Source organism: Streptomyces sp. NPDC051109 (genome assembly GCF_044455885.1).
Taxonomy (GTDB): domain Bacteria; phylum Actinomycetota; class Actinomycetes; order Streptomycetales; family Streptomycetaceae; genus Streptomyces.
In genome coordinates, this window is record NZ_JBITFF010000001.1 from 48,853 (window position 1) to 65,382 (window position 16,530).

The following is a 16,530-nucleotide window of genomic DNA, read 5'->3' on the forward strand; positions in this document are numbered from 1 at the left end:
TAGGGTTTCACTCGCACGCACGAGTGACCAGACCGTCGGCACCGGGAGCTCCAGAGCATGTACCTCGCGGACCGCTCCGCGCCCGCCGGCGCGAAGACCGCACCGGGCGGTGGGTCCACCCGGGCCCCCGCGGTCGCCTCGACCGTCCTCGCGCTGGGCACGGTCAGTCTGATCACGGACGTCTCCTCGGAGATGGTCACGGCGGTGCTGCCGCTGTACCTGGTCGCCGGGCTCGGGCTGAGTCCGCTCGGGTTCGGCGCGCTCGACGGGGTCTACAACGGGGTCAGCGCGCTGGTGCAGCTGACCGGAGGCCACCTCGCCGACCGGGTCCGCAACCACAAGCTGATCGCGGGCGTCGGCTACGGGCTGTCGGCCCTGTGCAAGCCGCTGCTGCTCCTCGCGCACAGCCTGGGCCCGGTGGGCGTGGTCCTCGCTCTGGAGCGCACCGGGAAAGGCCTGCGCACCGCCCCGCGCGACGCGCTCATCTCCCTTTCCACACCTGCCGAGTCACAGGGCCGCGCTTTCGGCGTGCACCGCGCCATGGACACCACCGGGGCGCTGCTCGGCCCCCTCGCCGCCTTCTTCATCCTGAACGCGGCGGTGGGCGGGTACGACGCCGTCTTCGGGGTCAGCGCGTGCATCGCCGTCCTCGGTGTGGTGGTGCTGATGCTGTTCGTCCCGTCGGGGGCGGGCCTGGGCCCGGATCCCGTCGGGACGGTGAAACCGGACGGCGCGAAGGCCACCGGGGTGAACCTCCGCGAGGCGGCGGCGCTGCTGCGCCTGCCGCGGCTGCGCGCGCTCGCTCTCTGTGCCGCCCTCCTGGGTCTCACCACCGTCAGCGACGCCTTCCTCTACCTGCTGCTCCAGGACCGCACCGGCATCCGCGAGCAGTGGTTCCCGCTGCTCCCCCTCGGCACCGCCGCCGTGTTCCTGCTGCTGGCCGTGCCGGCCGGGGCCCTGGCCGACCGGATCGGCCGCCGTACCGTCTTCCTCGCCGGGCACGCCCTCCTGCTGGCGGGGTACGGGCTGCTGCTGTGGGCCCCGCACTGGCGTGCCCTCCCGTACCTGGTCCTCGCCCTGCACGGGCTGTTCTACGCGGCGACCGACGGGGTCCTGCCCGCCGCCGTCGGCGCGACCGTCCCGGCGAGGCTGCGGGCCACCGGCCTCGCCGTCGTCGGTACCGGCCGGGCGCTGGCCCGCTTCGCGTGCTCGCTCGCCTTCGGCGCCGCCTGGACGGTGTGGGGCGCGGGTCCGGCGCTCGCCGCCGCGTCGGCCGGTCTGTGCTGCTGCGCGGCCGTCGCCGGCTTCGTACTCCGCCCGTCGGCCCCGGAGTCCGGTCCCGACCCCGCTCCGGACCCCGCTCCCGACCCGGCCCGACTCCCCCGAGGAACCCGATGACCCGCTCACGCCGGCTGCTCGTGCTCGCGGTGGCCGTGCTGCTCCTCGGGGGGCTCGGCACCGCGCTGGTACTGCGCTCCGCCGCCCGCGCCGAGCAGACGCACGAGGGGGACCCGACGGTCGCCCAGGGTCCGGTCACGCTCGGGCAGCAGAACCGGCTGGCCTTCCTCAACGGCGCACGGGGGCCGCACCGCGGGGCCGTGATATCGGTGCCGGGGCAGGCACCACGGGCCGAGCGGACCGCCTCGGGCCTCACCTGTCAGCGGTTCCACGCCGCCGCCGGCACCGGTGTGTGCCTGAACTCCTCACCGGGCGCGCTCGCCCAGGACAACAAGGCCCTGATCGTCGATTCCGATCTGCGCACGCTGCACACCTTCCCCCTGGCGGGCACCCCGTCGCGGGCCCGGGTCGCGCCGAGCGGCCACTTCGCCGCCTGGACGGTGTTCGTCTCCGGCGAGTCCTACGGCGCCGCGTTCTTCTCCACCCGTACGACGATCGTGGACACCCGTACGTGGGTGGCCGAGCCGGACCTGGAGAAGTTCTCCATCGTGCTGGACGGCCGCCCCTACTCCTCCGGGGACGTCAACTTCTGGGGCGTCACCTTCTCCAAGGACGACGACACCTTCTACGCCACCCTCGGCACCGCCGGCCAGACGTACCTGGTGAAGGGCTCGGTGTCGCGGCGTACCGTGACCACCCTCGCCCAGAACGTCGAGTGCCCTTCGCTGTCCCCTGACGAGACCCGGGTCGTGTACAAGAAGCGCGTCATGCGCGGTGCTTCGCTGTGGCGCGAGCACGTACTGGACCTGCGGACGCTGCGGGAGCAGCCGCTCGCGGAGAAGCGCAGCGTGGACGACCAGGCGCTGTGGCTCGACGACCGCACGGTGGCCTACGCGCTGCCCGCCGAGGGCGCGCCGGACACCACCGACCTCTGGACGGTCCCGGCCGACGGCTCGGGCGCCCCCCGCCTCCTCGCCCCGGCGGCCTCCTCCCCGACCCGCCTGGGCTGACGGGGCCACCCGGACAAGGCGGCGCTGGCCAGGTCAGGTCCTTTCGTCGGCGAGGATGCGGTCCGCGGCGTAGTGGGGGCAGGAGGCCGTGTGCCAAGTGACCGTCAGGGCTCCGGCTTCCGCCGAGAGGGTGCGCGCGGCGCCGTCCTTGGGGCCCGCCTGGCAGTACGTGCACACCAGGGGTCTCGGCTTGGGGAACTCCAGCATGGTCGGCCCTTCCGCTCAGACGCACCGGTACGCCAACTCCTATCAAACGCGGGCGCAACCCGGCCCGATACCTGCCGGTAGGCCCGGAATTCCTGCATCCCGGGCGGAGATGCGCTCCGGGCGTGAAGTAGCGTTTGGGCATGAGCATGCCCCCGCCGTCCCCGTACTCCCCCGGTCCGTACGGACCCCCGCAGCAACCGAGTCCGTACGGCGGCCAGCAGTACGCGTACCCGCCCCCGCCGCCGCCCTTCCAGCAGCAGCCGTACCCCGGTCAAGTCGGCTGGGGGCAGCCGCCGGTGGGGCCGCCGGGCGGCCGCCGGACCGGTAGGAACGCCGCCGTCATCGTGGCCACGGTGCTGGGCCTCGTGGTCGCGGGGTTCGTGTTGAACCGGATGAAAGAGGTGAACCAGCACGCCAGCGGCGTCGGTTTCCCCGAGGCCAAGTACCGGCTCACAGTACCGAAGACCCTGCTGGGCGGCTCTTACGCGCTCTCCGAGGACCTGTCGCAGACCCAGGGCAAGGAAGCGATCAAAGGGCACGACCCGAACATCCGCAACCCCCAGCCCGCCACCGCCCGGTACACCTCCGGATCGCCCGCGGAACCGGACGGGGTCCTCGTCCTCTCCGGAATGTACGGCCAGTTCAAGGAACCGGCCGACGCCCGCAGGAAGATGATGGACGGGGCCGCGAAGGCCGACGGCGCGAAGACGGCGGTCTCCCCGAAGGACATCACGCCGGCCGGCACGGACGTCACCGTCACGTGCCAGGTGCTGACTTCGGTGCAGGCGGGTGAGACGACCACCCTGCCGATGTGTTCCTGGGCCGACGAGAACACGAGTGCCGCGGTCGCCGTGGTCACGCCCGAGACCGCCCGGCAGGACCCCGCCTCCGTCGACCTCGACGGCCTGGCCAGGACGACCCTCAAGGTACGCGCCGAGGCCAGGCAGCCGATCAGCTGACCGGCCCGCCGCCGAGAATCCGGCCCCGCAGCTCCTGGCAGGACCGAACGGCGTCTTCGTACACGCCGGGGTCTTCCCGGGCCAGGCCGGTCAGGAGGTCGGAGGCTTCCGCGAGGACGACCAGCGCCTCCTCCCGCCGGTCGACGGCCTCCAGGTGGAGGGTGTGGTGGTAGAGGGATCGGGCGAGCAGGGGGAGGAACGGGCCGGGATCCGCGCGCGCGAGCTCTCGGGCGGCGTCCACGCCCTCCGCACTGACGTCGAGTGCCTCGCGATGGCGTCCGAGCGCGGCGCTCAGCGCGAAGGCGTACGTCATCAGGTTCGTGGCGTGGCGGGGCGCCAGGGCCGCCGCGCCCGCACCCGTCAGCTGCCGGCCGGTGTCGACCGCCGCGGCGAGGGCCTCCAGCGCCTCGGCCTGCCGGTTCAGCCCGCCGAGCAGCACGGCCCGGTAGGCCTCGGCGGAAAGGAGATGGGCCAGGTACGGATCGGGGCGCGCCCGGGCCAGTTTCCGGTAGACGTCGGCGGCTTCGCCCGCCGCCTCGGCTGCCGGCTCGTGGCGGTCCAGCGCCGCCAGGCTCACCGCACGGGTGTTGAGGCACTCGGCGAGCTTGGGAAGGAAGTCATCGGGTCGTGCGTCCGCGAGCCCTCGATAGAGCTCCGTGGCCCGGTCGAGCGCGGCCAGCGCCGCCCCGGGCCGGCCCGCTCCGCCGAGTTGGAGGAACTGGCCGGCCAGACTGCCGGCCCATTCGGGCAGGTAGGCGTCGGGAAGCTGCTCGGCCAGGTCCCGGAACAACTCCACCCCTTCGGCGGCGGGTGGGAGTGCCTCCCCGTGCCGTCCGAGCTCTCCGAGGCAGCCGGCCTGGTTCACGAGGCTGCGGGCCAGCTGCGGACGGACGCTCTCCGGACGGGTGCCGGCCGCCAGGCGGAGGACGTCCACCGCCTCGGTCGCCGCGTCCAGTGCCTCCTCGCGCCGGTCGGCTGCGCGCAGGTCGGCGCACAGGTTGTTCAGCGCGGCGGCCAGGAGCGGCAGGAACGCGTCGGAGTGCCGTGTACTGAGCTCCCTGGACAGGTCGACCGCCTCGATGCTCGACGCCAGGGCCTCCGCATGGCGTCCCAGGGCGTCCAGCCGGGTGGACAGGCTGGTGAGGGTGGAGGCGAGGTACTCCAGGTACGCGGAGGGCCGCTGCCGGGCCAGCTCACGGTAGGTGTCCACGGCCTCCTGGTTCGCCTCGCGCGCCTCCTCCAGCCGGTCCAGGACCTGCAGGAGGTTGGCGAGCGTGGTGAGGCTCATGGCGAGGTCGGAGAGATGGGCGTCGGGCCGCTGGTCGGCCAGCTCGCGTCTGATGCGCACGGACTCCGAGCTGGCGTCGAACGCCTCCCGGTGCCGCCGTGTCCTCCTGAGGACGATGGCGAGGGTGTGCAGGGCGTGGGCGAGCCCGGTCAGGTGCGCGTCGCCGTGGCGACGGTGCAGTTCCCGATACGCCGCCACCGCCTCGGTGGCGGCGTCGAACGCCTCGTCCAGACGGCCGATTCCGTCAAGTCTGATGGCGAGGTTGAGAAGGCCGCCGGCGAGGTCGGCCTGGTACGCGTCGGGGTCCCGCTGGACGAGGAGCCTGCGGATCCGGACGGTGTCGGTGATCGCCTCCAGTGCTTCTTCGTCCCGTCCTGTGCCCGCGAGCTGATTGGCGAGGTTGTTGAGGCTTGCGGAGAGGTCGGGGAGTGCGGCGAGAGGGTGTACCTGCGCCAGTGTCAGCCACAGGCGCACCGCCTCCCTGGCTGTGGCCAGGGCGCGTTCCCTTTCTCCCACGTCTGCGAGCCGTCCGGCGAGGTTGCTGAGGCAGCGCGCGAGGTTCGGCAGGCGGGTGGAGTCGTGCGTCGTCTGGTGGCGGTACCGCTCGACGAGGACTGTCGCGAGATCCGCGGCCCAGGGGGCGAGGCGATGGGTGGTCTTCGGCAACCGTCCGGCCAGGCGGTGGAGTTCGTCCAGCGGGACGGCGGGATCGCCGATGAGCCTCTGGAGAGCGTCGAGGAGGGGCTGCGGCGCGTCGGCCTGAGTGGCGAGGTCGATGGCCGGGAGCGCCAGCTCGGCGGGGTGCCGGACGCACAGGTCGCTCACGGGCCGGTCGAGCCGGCCGCGGAAGACGGGATGGGCGGCGGCGCGGGTGCACAGGGTGAGCAGCTCCACGGCCTGGGCCCCGGTGGAGCCGCTGACGATGTGGCCGACGAGCCGGGGATCGGTTTCCAGCTGACGGCCGGCGAGGCGCTCGCGGAGCCGGTCGGGCTGGAGACTGCCCCACGGGCCGTCATCTGTGGGCGGGTAGAGGGATCCGATCCAGACGCGGACGCTGTTGCGCCGGTCGCGCAGCTGCCCCTGGAGGCTCGGGACCCGGCACAGCACCCCGTCGGCCTGGTCCTCGTCCGCGGCCCCGGCCATCTGGGCCGCGGTGAGGGCGTCCCGGAGCGCGGCGGGGCTCAGGTGCCCTTTGAAGTGGGGCGCGGCGCCGGCCGTGCGCTCCCAGTAGCGGCGTTCGTGGGTGAGGAGCCGGTCCTCCACCTCCTCCTCCGGCCGGGGCCGGTCCGCCGTGGCGGCCGGGGCGGCGGGTGGGGAGGCTTCGGCCGGCCAGGGTGGCAGGGCGGCGTCGAGCAGGTCGGCCAGGGCGGTCATGTGCAGGGTCAGCGCGTTGCCGAAGCCCTCTCGTTCCAGGGCGGGAACGGGGAGGCGGGCATGGACGCCGGCCCAGTCGTGACCCGCGTAACCGGGCAGCCCGGTCAGGGCGGAGGCCAGGGCGGCACGGGCTGCGACGTAGGCGTCGTGCCGCCCGGCCGGGTCGGGTTCGAGCGCCGCCAGCCCGTGGACCTGAGCGTTCGCGAGCAGCGCCTCGGCGAGGTGGTGCTCGGTCCGGACCCCGGCCCACCAGTCCCCTGCGGTCCGGGCCAGCAGCAGCACCTTCACCCGTGTCCTGCCGCCGTGCTCGGCGGCGGCCTCCAGCAGCGCGGCCAACTGGTCGGCACGGGCTTCGGCGTAGTCGAGGACGATCAGCAGGGGTTTCACCGCGTCCCGTACCACCGCCAGCCCGTCGGCCGCGCCGCGTGCCCGGGGCCACAGGACCGCCCATTTCTCACCGGCCATCCGAGCCGTGAGCTGGTGGCCCAGGCGGGTCTTGCCCTGCCCGGCGGGGCCGTGGAGCAGGAACGCGCCGAATCCGTCCTGCCCGCACCAGTCGGTCAGCAGATCGAGGCACGTGGCGCGGCCGTGGAAGGGCACGGCCCGGCGTTCGGCGCGCAGCACGAACGCCGGGGAGCCGGACGCCTCGGCCACGGGCACGGCGTCGATCTCCGCAAGGTGTTGGAACTCCACGGGCTCCAGCCCTGCCTCGCCCGCCCCGTGTTCCGCGCAGGCGGCGCGGAAGCCCGGATCGCCGTGGAGCACGTACGAGGGGACCGCTACGAGCGCGCCGTGCCCGGAATGGGCGGGGTCCTCGGCGATCACGCCGGTGAGGAGGCGTCCGCAGAACATCGGGGCACCGGACATCCCGCCCCAGGGCGAGGTCCTCCTGCCGGTGCTGCCCGGCCAGGCGGGTGGATGCTGTCCGAGGTCGAGGACGTAGCGGTTGGTGACACGGCCGCTGCCGGGGTTCACGTCCCCGGACAGCTGGCGGGTGTCCACCGGCTGTCCGTCCCGCTGGGCCACGTCCGGGACGCCCGAGGTCACGGCCCGCTGGCCCGGCAGGTCGGTGACGAAGCGTCCCCACCGCACCGACGGGCCGTGCACCGGTACCCACGTCCGGTCGTCGACGCGGACCAAGGCTGCGTCGTCCCTGCCGCCGGGGCGGCCGCACCACACCACCCTGCCCTCGTACACGGGCGCCCGGCCGGGACGGAACACCCGTAGTGGCATCGCCCGGGCGGGATCCGGGTGCTCAGGGGCCACGACGTGGGCGGAGGTCAGGACGAGCCGCGGCCCGATCACGTACCCGGAGCCGGGCCCGCCCGGTCCGGTGACCGCCACCAGCCGTTCTTCCTCCACCCTCGCCACCCCCTGCGCGCATCGGAGCCGGACTTGGTCCCGTATCAGTCCTGGATGCGGTCGGACACGTCGCCCGGGCCGGGGGCCCGGTCGGGGGCGCCGTTGACGAGGAGGTCAGCGGCGTCGGCGCGCTTGGGTGTCAGGGTGAAGGCGACCCGGTGGGTACGGCCCCGGGAGACCCCGGCTTCGGCGTCGGCCGAGACCACCCACGCCCGGAAGCCGGCCTTCGCCTTGGCGTCCGCCTGCAGGACGACCTCGAATTCCAGCTCCACCGGGCCCAGCGCGAACACCAGGTCCTGCCCCTCCCCGCGGTCGACCGCCTCCGTGATCTCCTCGCGTACGGCCGCCACCGCATCCGCCAAGCCGATCTTCATGGCTCTCCCCTCCGCACCCAAGCCGTTGGCTGACAACGGAGTTCCACGTTAGCGAGAGAGCCGGGATCCCGAGCCGATGTGACGGAATACGTACCGCAGGTCGGCAGCGGGCGAGGCCGGAAGAGGGCACAAACGTCTTCGGCGATGCCGTCCGCGAGCAGCGCGAGCGGAACAGCGGCCCGGTCCGCCCCCTGCAGACCTGCCGTCGCAGGCCACCCGGGGCGTCTCTCTCCGGGCTCAGGGGGCGGGTGGCGGGTCAGGCCAGGAGCTTCGTCTTGGCCTGCTGGAACTCGGCCTCGGAGAGGGCGCCCTTGTCCTTCAGCTCGACGAGCCTGGCCAGTTCGTCCACGTGCGATCCGCCGGCGGAGGACGTGCCGGCCGTCTTGCGGATGTAGCTCTGCAACGCGGCCTCGTTCTCCTTGGCCTGCTTGACGTCCCGCTCAGTCATGCCCTTGCCGCGGACGATGACGTAGATCAGGACACCGAGGAAGGGCAGGATGATCACGAAGATCAGCCAGCCCGCCTTGCCCCAGCCGCTCATCTCGTGATCGCGGAAGATGTCGGTGATGATCTTGAACAGCAGGAACAGCCACATGATCCACAGGAAGAACCAGAGCATGGACCAGAACACACTGAGCGCGGGGTAGTCGTCCATGGACGCCTCCTTCGGGCGGGCCCGATGCCCGCGATCAGCAGTATTGGTGCGCGTACCGCCTTCCGCATGTCGAGCCGGCCGTCGACGGGCTGCCCCTCGCCCCGCCGTACCGGCGCCACCCCCGCCTCGGCGGGGTGCATCGACCGGTCCGGCGGGACTCACCCGATCGGGTCACTCCGCGGCGTCGGACGGAGTGGGGCCGGGATCGCCCGGCCGCCGGCGCGGCCGGCCCCGGGCGGGCCGTGTGCCGGACGTGGAATCACGCCGACTCGGCCGCCACCCGGCCGGAGGCCACCGACTCCACCAGCGCCCGGTGGTCGCGCTCGTTGCGGTCGGCATAGGCCTCCGCGAACCGCACCAGCGCCCGGTCGAAGACGTCTGAGCCGCCCAGGTAGGCGGCGATGGCGATCCGGTCCCCGGACCGGGCGTGTGCCCGGGCCAGCGTGGTGCCGCACACCTCTCCGTACGCCCGCATACCGCGCGGCACCATGAGCGCCGGCTCGACGGCTCCCTTCCAGTCCCGCAACTGCCGTACGTAGAAGTCCCGTTCGCGACCGTCGATCCCCGTCACCCGCTGCCAGCCCAGGAAGATGTCACTGGCCGCCTGCATCAGGCGCTGCCCGGCCACCACCCGCTCGCCCTGCATGGAGTGCTCTCCGGGGCCGGCGTACGGGGCGAGGACCGACTCCCCCGCCTCCTTGGCCTGCAGGATCAGCGGATCGCCGCCGTCCCGCCCCAAGAGCAGGATGATCCAGCACCGGGTGCCCACGCTGCCGACGCCCACCACCTTGCGCGCCATGTCGACGACGGTGAACTGCCTCAGCAGGTGCTGCCGGTCCGACGGCATGGTCTGCCCGTAGCTGTCGACCAGGTCGCGGATCTGCTCCTCCAACACGCTGCGCTCCTCGTCCGGCAGCAACTCCGAGAGGGGTGTGACCAGCGGCGGGAGCGACCTGAACCGGCGTTCCCCGGCGACCACTTCGGTGAGTTTCCCAGCGGCCTGGAGACTGTCGCGCCCGCGCGCCTTCGCCAGCGCCTCGGCCACCTTCTTGCGGCCGCGTGAGCGCAGTTCGGTCGCCGCCATCGTCTGGAGCTCTTCCGCGTCGATCCGCGAGTACCAGACGTCAAGGTGGTTCATGGCGGCGTAGCGGCGCATCTGCTCGCGGTAGGACCTGGCCGCGGAAAGGACGATCTCGGCGCGCTCGCGATCGGTGAAGCCGTTCTCCCGCCCCGCGATGGCCAGGCTCACGACCAGTCGCTTGACGTCCCATTCCCACGGCCCGGGCAGCGTCTCGTCGAAGTCGTTGATGTCGAACAGCAGATTGCGCTCCGGGGAGCCGAGGAGCCCGTAGTTCAGCATGTGGGCGTCGCCGCACAGTTGGACCCGCAGTCCCGAATCCGGCGTGCCGGCCAGGTCTGCCGCCATGACGGCGGCAGCACCCCGGTAGAAGCGGAACGGAGACTCCATCATCCGCCCGTACCGGATCGGCACCAGGTCCGCCACCCGGCCGGCCGACTGCCGTTCCAGTACGTCCACCGGATCCCGGCGGTGCGCGGGCGGCTCGAACTCCCCGTGTCCGGAGCGGGGTGCCTTGCGGCGGGCGGACCGGCCGCGCGCGGCCCGTTCCTCGACGGACAGCCGCCGGTGGTCGCCCTCCGCCTTTACGGCATGCTTTGCCATCGCCATGCACCTCCAGGCCACGTCACTCGGGCCCCTGCTGCCCAGCATGGCACTCGCGGCACTGCGCTGCCGTCCGTACCGGAGCGGCCCTCGGATGCGCCCGGCCCTGCTCGGCCCGCCCTGCTCGGCCACGCTCAGCCCTGCTCGGCTCGCAGCCGGTTCGGGGTCGGACTGCCCAGCCGCCTGGCGAGGAAGGGTTCCTGCGCCAGGACCGCCCCCGTGGTGACGCCGATGGCGACGGCCACGCACACCACGATCAGCCAGGACAGCAGGACGAAGACCGAACCGGACGAGCCGAATTCGACCAGTGCCCGGTTGAGGGCGATCGGCATGTAGAAGCGGGCGGTGATCGACAGGGCGGTGAGGGCGACGGCGGTGAGCACCGCCCCCGGCAGCAGGGCGAGCCAGCCGACCACCCCGCCCAGCAGCAGGTGCTGGCTCCACCACCACACCAGCGTCTGGAAGACGAGGGTGAGCGGAATGCCCAGCCAGAGTCCGAGGCCGAACCCCTCCCGCACGGGGCCCTGCACCGCCAGCAGGCAGATCCAGACGGCGATCCAGACGAGCCAGCGCCAGACCGCGATCCGCGCCCCCGTACGCGGAATCTCCCAGGCCCGCTTGCACAGCCGCTGCATGGCGCGGCTGACGGCGGTCGCGGACACCAGCACCATCAGGGCGCCCACCAGGCCGACCGCAGCCTGGAAATCCCCGTGGGAGCCGGCGAAGAGGTCGTTCAGCTGCTCGCTCGCCGCACCGTTGAGCCCGAACACCGCGCGTACCGAAGCCGCCAGTTGCTCCTGTACGGCCTTCGGGGCGAACGAGGCGAAGACGAAGAGCAGGGGCACGGCGGTCAGGAAGCACTGCGCGGCGAGCCGTGTCGCGGAGTCGAAGATGTCGACCGACAGCATGCGCTCCGCGGCGTGGGTGACCACCGGGAAGCGGGACTCGGCCTGCTGCTTGAGCTTCCGGGCCGCCGCCGTCACCGCGCGCGACCGGGTCCGCCACCACGAGGTGTGCGGGGCGCGGCGCGCGTTCTTGCCGGAGCGCATCAGTGCACCGACAGCACCGGCGGTGTGGTCGTCGTCATCGGGGTCTCCTCGGGGCACGGGCCTCGCCTTCATTCTGGCCCGGCCGACCTGGCGCGTCGCGGTGATCGGCCGGGCGGTTGGGCGGGCGCGTCCCGGGGTCCACGAAGGTGCGGGCTCAGGGGCGCGGTGCTGCAATGGCGGAGTGGTGCCCCCGGGCACCACTCCAGGCCGCACGCACGGGTGAGGACGGGGGACGGGAGGAACGGCTCCATGACCCAGCCGGCTCAGCCGAACCCGCCACCGCAACCGGACCCCCGGTCACGGCCCGAACCGCAGGCGCGACCGTCGTCACAGCCGGCGGAGGCCGCAAGGCTCGGCGAGCTGCTCCGGACCCCGGGGTACCTCAAGACGCTGATGTTCTGCGGGGTCGTCGGCATCCCGGTCTCGCTCGCCGCCTTCTGGTTCCTCGCCGGGCTCCAGGCACTGGAACGCCTCATGTGGGTGTCCCTCCCGCACGCCGCCGGATTCGACTCACCGCCGTGGTGGTGGCCGCTTCCGCTGCTGCTCGTCTCGGGCATCTGCGTCGGGCTGATCGTCACCCGCTTCCCCGGGGGCGGCGGGCACGTCCCCGCCTCCGGTCTGCACCCGGGCGGCACCGGCCCCGCTGCCCTGCCGGGGGTGCTCCTCGCGGCCGTCTTCAGCCTCCCGCTCGGCGCCACGCTCGGCCCCGAGGCCCCGCTCATCGCGCTGGGCGGCGGACTCGCGGTCGCCCTGCGGCACCTGACGGGAACCCCGGAGACACCGATGAGCGCCGCGTTGCTGACCGCGGCCGGATCGGCCGCGGCGATCGCCGCCATCTTCGGCAATCCGCTGATCGCGGCCGTGCTGCTGATGGAGGTCGCGGGCGTGGGCGGGCCGCAGCTGTTCGCCGTGATGCTGCCGGCGCTGCTGTCGAGCGGAATCGGCTCGCTCGTGTTCACCGGGTTCGGCCGGTGGACCGGGCTGCCGACCGGCGACCTGAAGCTGAAGCCGGGCGTGGAGTTCCCCCGGCTGGACGTCGGCGACGTGGTCTGGACGGTCCTCATGGCCGTTGTCATCTCCGGCGCCGTGCACCTGATCCAGCACGGGGGCCGGTCGGCCGCCCGCCGCGTCGCCGGACGGCCGCTGCTCGTCACGGTCCTCTGTGCCCTCGGTGCCGGCGTCTGCGCGGCCGCCTACGCGCTGGGCACCGGCCTCGATCCCGCGGACGTGGCCTCCTCGGGCCAGAACACGATCGGCCGGCTGGTCGGCGATCCGCACGCCTGGGGAGCGGGTGCGCTGGTCGCCGTCCTGCTCTGCAAGGGCGCCGCGTTCTCGCTGTGCCTGGGCAGCCTGCGCGGCGGCCCCATCTTCCCGTCGCTGTTCCTCGGCGCGGCCGCGGGCGTCCTCTGCTCGCCACTGCCCGGTCTGGGCGTCGGCGCGGGGCTGGCGGCCGGCATGGCCGCCGCCACCGTGAGTGCGATGAGGCTTCCGGTCAGCACCGTGGTGCTGGTGGTCCTGGTGCTGGGAAGCACCACGATGATGCCGGTGGCCATCCTGTCCACGGTCGTGGCCTTCGTCACGGCCGAACTCCTCCCCCCGGGGCCCCCGATCCCCCCGGTCGGCCGCTCCTGCCGGCCAGCTCACTGACCCCGGTCGCGGGCGTCGGCACGTGCGGGCAAGTCGTGTGCGGAGGCACCCTCTCCGGCCCCCGGGGCTCGACGGCGGGCCGCTGCGCAGGCAGCTGATCGCGGCCGCCCGGCCCGCGGCGAGCGGGGTGCGCAGTCGTGGCCGACCGCGGCGACAGCTGCGCGTACGCATCCGGTCCGCGGCCTTGAGGGGTTCCACCTCGGCGGCCGCCTCGGCGAGCCGGGCCCGCTCCACGGCGGCGGTCACGTGAGCGGCGAAGGCGGTGAGGACGCGGCGCTCGGAGGACGGCAGGGTACGGCCGCGCAGGCCAGCCCGGTGTCCTGCCCGATCGGCGCCTCGGTCACGCGAACGTGCTTATGAGGAGGGAGCGTTGACGCCTCGGCCGCCGGTGTGTCCGGCAGCTCGGCGCAGTCCGTGCCGAAGGTCTCCCTCGCCCGTTCCGGGAGCGCGGGAACCGTCTGGTCGCCGCGGACGATCGAGCCGGCGAGCGAGGACGGTGTCCCCGCTTCGGCCGTCGTCCGCGGCGAGCGGCGCGAAAGCCGCAGGGACCGGTCCACCAAGGCCGGGCACCGTCGCGGCCACCACCGCGGACACCACCGTGGCCGGCACGCTGTCGGGGATCGACGTGAACGTGCCGACGGGCGCTGTGAACCAGTGGTCCGGCAGCAGCGAGGCGGTGACGGACGCGACGACGGCGGAGACCAGCCCGCCCGCGCAGGCCACGCCGACGACGGTCAGCAGGAAGAGCAGGGCCTCGATGTCCACGGTGGTGACCACGTGGGTCCGGCGGCGAGGAGCTCCTCGATGTCCTGTCGGCGTGCGGAGTTGCGGCTGCCGGGGGCACGGGCGTGCGCCAGCCCGTCGACCAGCGCCACCCGCGGCCGCCGGGCGAGGACCGCGTCCGGGTCCAGGTCTCCCCCGGGGCACGCGGCAGGAGTCCGAGCCCGGCGGGCTTGTCCTCCGTACGGCGGCGCCCGCGGCAGTCGGCGTACGCGACCACGACGTCGGTGCCGCGCTCGGCCCGGCGCCGGCCCTCGTCGAGCATCCGGCAGGTCCTGCCCACCCCTGGTGCCGCGCCGAGAAGGACCTCCAACGGCTCCCACCGGACCCACCTCCTCGTGCCCGACCCGCGCGTAGGGCACGACACCGTCGGGTCGCCGTCGGGGGCGTGCGGCGCCCGACGCGGTCCGGCCCGGGGACCTTGACGCGGTTCTGTCGCGGCCGTCCGGTGCGCGGGCCCGCGACGTGCAGACTGCGGGTATGGCATCCCTGAACGGCTCCCCCGCCTCCCCCGCGGCCCTGCAGGCCCTCGCGCTGACCAACTACGGGCACTTCACGACCATGAAGGTCGAGGACGGCGGGGTGCGGGGGCTGGCCCTGCACCTCGCCCGGCTGGTCGCGGACTGCCGTGCGGTGTTCGGCGCGGAGCTGGATCCCGAGTGGGTACGGGAGTGCGTACGCGGGGAGGCCGGCGGGCGGGCCGGGGCGTTCATGGTGCGGGTCACGGTCTTCGACCCCGAACTGGACCTGACGGCCCCCGACCGCGCGGGGCGGCCGGGCGTTCTGGTGACGACCCGACCCGCCGCGGGCAGCGCCGACCGCCCGCTGCCGGCGCTGCCGCCGCTGCGCGTGCAGCGGCTCCCCTTCCACCGCGACACCCCGTCGGTGAAGCACGTGGCACTGTTCGGGCAGTTGCGGCTGCGGCGGGCGGCGCGGCTCGCCGGGTTCGACGACGTGCTGTTCGCCGGGGCGGACGGTCTGGTCTCCGAGGGCTGCACGTGGAACATCGGTTTCGTCGACGGGGCCGGGGCCGTGGTCTGGCCCGAGGCCGAGGTCCTCGCGGGGACGACGATGCGGCTGCTCCGGGCCGCCGGGGCCGGGCATGTCACGGCTCCGGTGACGGATGCCCGGCTGCGCTCGATGCGGGCGGCTTTCGCCACGAGCACCGGCCTCGGCGTGCGGGCGCTGGCGGCCGTCGACGACATCGCCTTCCGCGCCGACGATCCGGTGATCGGCGCTCTGCGGGAGTCCTACGCGGCCGTACCGCTGGACCGCCTGTAGAGAGGGTGCCGAGGGACAGGGTCACCTGCACGCTCTGGTCGAACGGGTGCCACAGGGCGGGGTTCGCCGCGAAGACCCGGGGATCGACCTCCACGGCCGACTGCGCGGGCACTGTGGAGGTGGCGGAGCACCGCCCCCACCAGGAGAATCGGAGACGTGGTCCATGGACGCTGAGAACGTGCTCGGGCTGATCGTCGCCCTCGCTCTGCTCGGCTTTCTCATTGCGGCCCTGATCAAGCCCGAGAGGTTCTGACACGGGACGAGGTTCCGACCGAACCGACCCGATCGGCCCGATCGACCAGACCGAGCCGACCCGATCGACCCCCGAATCGAGACCAGCGCGTCCGGACGGGAGGCAGCACATGTCCGGGTACCGGCTCCACGACGGCATCGCCCTGATCGCGGCCCTCCTGGCCCCCTTCCTCGTGGCGCTCGCGCTCGTGCCCTTCCGTACGGATCTCTCGGCGACGAACTCCGCCCTGGTCCTGGTCGTCGCCGTGGTCACGGTAGCCGCGCTCGGCACCCGGCCGGCCGGGGCCCTCGCCGCACTGTCGGCCGCGGCTTGGTTCGACTTCTTCCTGACCCAGCCCTACGGTCGCTTCACCATCACCGACGGTGACGACGTCCAGACGGCGGTCCTCCTCCTGGTCGTCGGCCTGATCGTCTCCCAGCTGGCCGTCCGCGCGCGCCGCCTCCGGGGCGCCGTGACCACTGATGCCTCGCACCTGTCCCAGCTGGAGGGCACCGCCCGGCTCGCCGAGGGCGGGGACTCACCCGAGGCCGTCGTCGAGCACGTGCGGCACGAGCTCATCGGCCTGCTGAACCTGCGCGGCTGCCGCTTCGAGTACGGATCGCTCATCGGGCACCTGCCCCGTCTGGAGCACGACGGCACCCTGTGGCTCGGCCACGGCACCGGGGAGACCGAGGCCACGTACTGGCCCGACCGGTGGCCCGAAGGCGAGACCGAGCTGCGCGCCGTCGGCGGCGGGCACTACTACGGCCGCTTCGTCCTCGCCCCGGTCCCCGGCCCGCTGCCCTCGGAGCAGGCCAGGCTCGTCGCCGTCGCCCTCGCCGCACAGGCCGGCGCCGCCCTGGACACGGCCGGGCTGGCCCACGGCGGCTGAGCCGCACCGCCACCGAAACGGTTCCGCGTCAGAGCGGCGTCAAGAGATCCTGCGTGCCCGTATGGAGCCCGTCAAGAGGTCCCAACACACGCCTGAGCTCGCGGTTTGCTCTACATCGGCCGTCTGGCCGAAATCCATTTCATCACTTCATCCAGGAGCTCACGATGGCCGATCCGGCCTTCGTCGTCACCACGGTCGCGGTCTTCGCACTGGTGGCCCTCATCGCCCGAGGGGTGGCCAAGCTGTGACCGCCGAGAACATCGTCGGCCTGCTCGTGGCCGCCTCCCTGCTGGGATACCTCGTCCTCGCCCTCGTGTACCCGGAGAGGTTCTGAGCCCCGA

At 73.4% G+C, this 16,530-nt stretch carries 14 protein-coding genes and 1 pseudogene; 8 read left to right on the forward strand and 7 right to left on the reverse strand.

Annotated elements, in window-relative coordinates; genetic code table 11:
* Positions 1-57 precede the first annotated feature (57 nt).
* Both ACIBAD_RS00200 and ACIBAD_RS00205 read left to right on the forward strand, forming a co-directional pair.
* Entirely contained in the window at positions 58-1,398 is a 1,341-nt protein-coding gene (locus tag ACIBAD_RS00200; protein ID WP_398903279.1) for an MFS transporter, read from the forward strand.
* Positions 1,395-2,408 (forward strand): TolB-like translocation protein, encoded by a 1,014-nt coding sequence (locus ACIBAD_RS00205; protein ID WP_398903281.1) that lies wholly within the window; start codon positions 1,395-1,397, stop codon positions 2,406-2,408. Before ACIBAD_RS00200 ends, ACIBAD_RS00205 begins: the two co-directional genes overlap by 4 nt.
* A 33-nt stretch (positions 2,409-2,441) precedes the next feature.
* Here ACIBAD_RS00205 and ACIBAD_RS00210 read toward each other — a convergent pair whose 3' ends face one another.
* Positions 2,442-2,615, reverse strand: coding sequence for a hypothetical protein (locus ACIBAD_RS00210; protein WP_398903283.1), 174 nt, complete (start codon positions 2,613-2,615; stop codon positions 2,442-2,444).
* Positions 2,616-2,755: 140 nt separating this feature from the next.
* Here ACIBAD_RS00210 and ACIBAD_RS00215 point away from each other — a divergent pair, with 140 nt between their 5' ends.
* Complete coding sequence (locus tag ACIBAD_RS00215; RefSeq protein WP_398903285.1) at positions 2,756-3,574, forward strand: hypothetical protein; 819 nt, start codon at positions 2,756-2,758, stop codon at positions 3,572-3,574.
* On the opposite strand, the gene ACIBAD_RS00220 is transcribed toward ACIBAD_RS00215, so the two are convergent.
* From ACIBAD_RS00220 to ACIBAD_RS00240, 5 genes are all read right to left on the reverse strand, one after another.
* Entirely contained in the window at positions 3,567-7,598 is a 4,032-nt protein-coding gene (locus tag ACIBAD_RS00220; RefSeq protein WP_398903287.1) for a tetratricopeptide repeat protein, read from the reverse strand. The two genes, ACIBAD_RS00215 and ACIBAD_RS00220, sit on opposite strands and share 8 nt — an antisense overlap.
* A gap of 44 nt (positions 7,599-7,642) precedes the next feature.
* On the reverse strand, positions 7,643-7,972 hold the full coding sequence (locus ACIBAD_RS00225; protein ID WP_398903289.1) for a trypco2 family protein: 330 nt from the start codon (positions 7,970-7,972) through the stop codon (positions 7,643-7,645).
* Positions 7,973-8,228: 256 nt separating this feature from the next.
* Positions 8,229-8,627, reverse strand: coding sequence for an SHOCT domain-containing protein (locus ACIBAD_RS00230; protein WP_134067941.1), 399 nt, complete (start codon positions 8,625-8,627; stop codon positions 8,229-8,231).
* Between the two features lie 259 nt (positions 8,628-8,886).
* Positions 8,887-10,308, reverse strand: a complete 1,422-nt coding sequence (locus tag ACIBAD_RS00235; protein ID WP_398903291.1) for a DUF2252 domain-containing protein — start codon at positions 10,306-10,308, stop codon at positions 8,887-8,889.
* Between the two features lie 134 nt (positions 10,309-10,442).
* Entirely contained in the window at positions 10,443-11,414 is a 972-nt protein-coding gene (locus tag ACIBAD_RS00240; RefSeq protein WP_398903293.1) for a YhjD/YihY/BrkB family envelope integrity protein, read from the reverse strand.
* 192 nt (positions 11,415-11,606) lie between these two features.
* Here ACIBAD_RS00240 and ACIBAD_RS00245 point away from each other — a divergent pair, with 192 nt between their 5' ends.
* Positions 11,607-13,004: a chloride channel protein gene (locus ACIBAD_RS00245; RefSeq protein ID WP_398903295.1), complete on the forward strand. Its 1,398-nt coding sequence runs from the start codon at positions 11,607-11,609 to the stop codon at positions 13,002-13,004.
* An 81-nt stretch (positions 13,005-13,085) separates the two neighbouring features.
* Here ACIBAD_RS00245 and ACIBAD_RS00250 read toward each other — a convergent pair.
* Positions 13,086-14,049 (reverse strand): annotated as a pseudogene (locus ACIBAD_RS00250) (DUF4118 domain-containing protein); the annotation flags it as partial.
* 215 nt (positions 14,050-14,264) lie between these two features.
* On the opposite strand from ACIBAD_RS00250, the gene ACIBAD_RS00255 reads away from it, so the two are divergent.
* The 4 genes from ACIBAD_RS00255 to kdpF (ACIBAD_RS00270) all read left to right on the forward strand — a co-directional run bounded on the left by ACIBAD_RS00255 (position 14,265) and on the right by kdpF (ACIBAD_RS00270) (position 16,523).
* Positions 14,265-15,065 carry an aminotransferase class IV gene (locus ACIBAD_RS00255; protein WP_398903297.1) on the forward strand — a complete coding sequence of 267 codons (801 nt, stop codon included), beginning with the start codon at positions 14,265-14,267 and terminating at the stop codon, positions 15,063-15,065.
* 163 nt (positions 15,066-15,228) lie between these two features.
* The gene (gene kdpF, locus ACIBAD_RS00260; RefSeq protein ID WP_134067944.1) at positions 15,229-15,318 is read left to right on the forward strand and encodes a K(+)-transporting ATPase subunit F; all 90 of its coding nucleotides are present in this window, start codon (positions 15,229-15,231) and stop codon (positions 15,316-15,318) included.
* Positions 15,319-15,427: 109 nt separating this feature from the next.
* Positions 15,428-16,189, forward strand: coding sequence for a DUF4118 domain-containing protein (locus tag ACIBAD_RS00265; RefSeq protein WP_398903300.1), 762 nt, complete (start codon positions 15,428-15,430; stop codon positions 16,187-16,189).
* A gap of 244 nt (positions 16,190-16,433) precedes the next feature.
* Positions 16,434-16,523 carry a K(+)-transporting ATPase subunit F gene (kdpF, locus tag ACIBAD_RS00270; RefSeq protein ID WP_134067947.1) on the forward strand — a complete coding sequence of 30 codons (90 nt, stop codon included), beginning with the start codon at positions 16,434-16,436 and terminating at the stop codon, positions 16,521-16,523.
* Positions 16,524-16,530 lie beyond the last annotated feature (7 nt).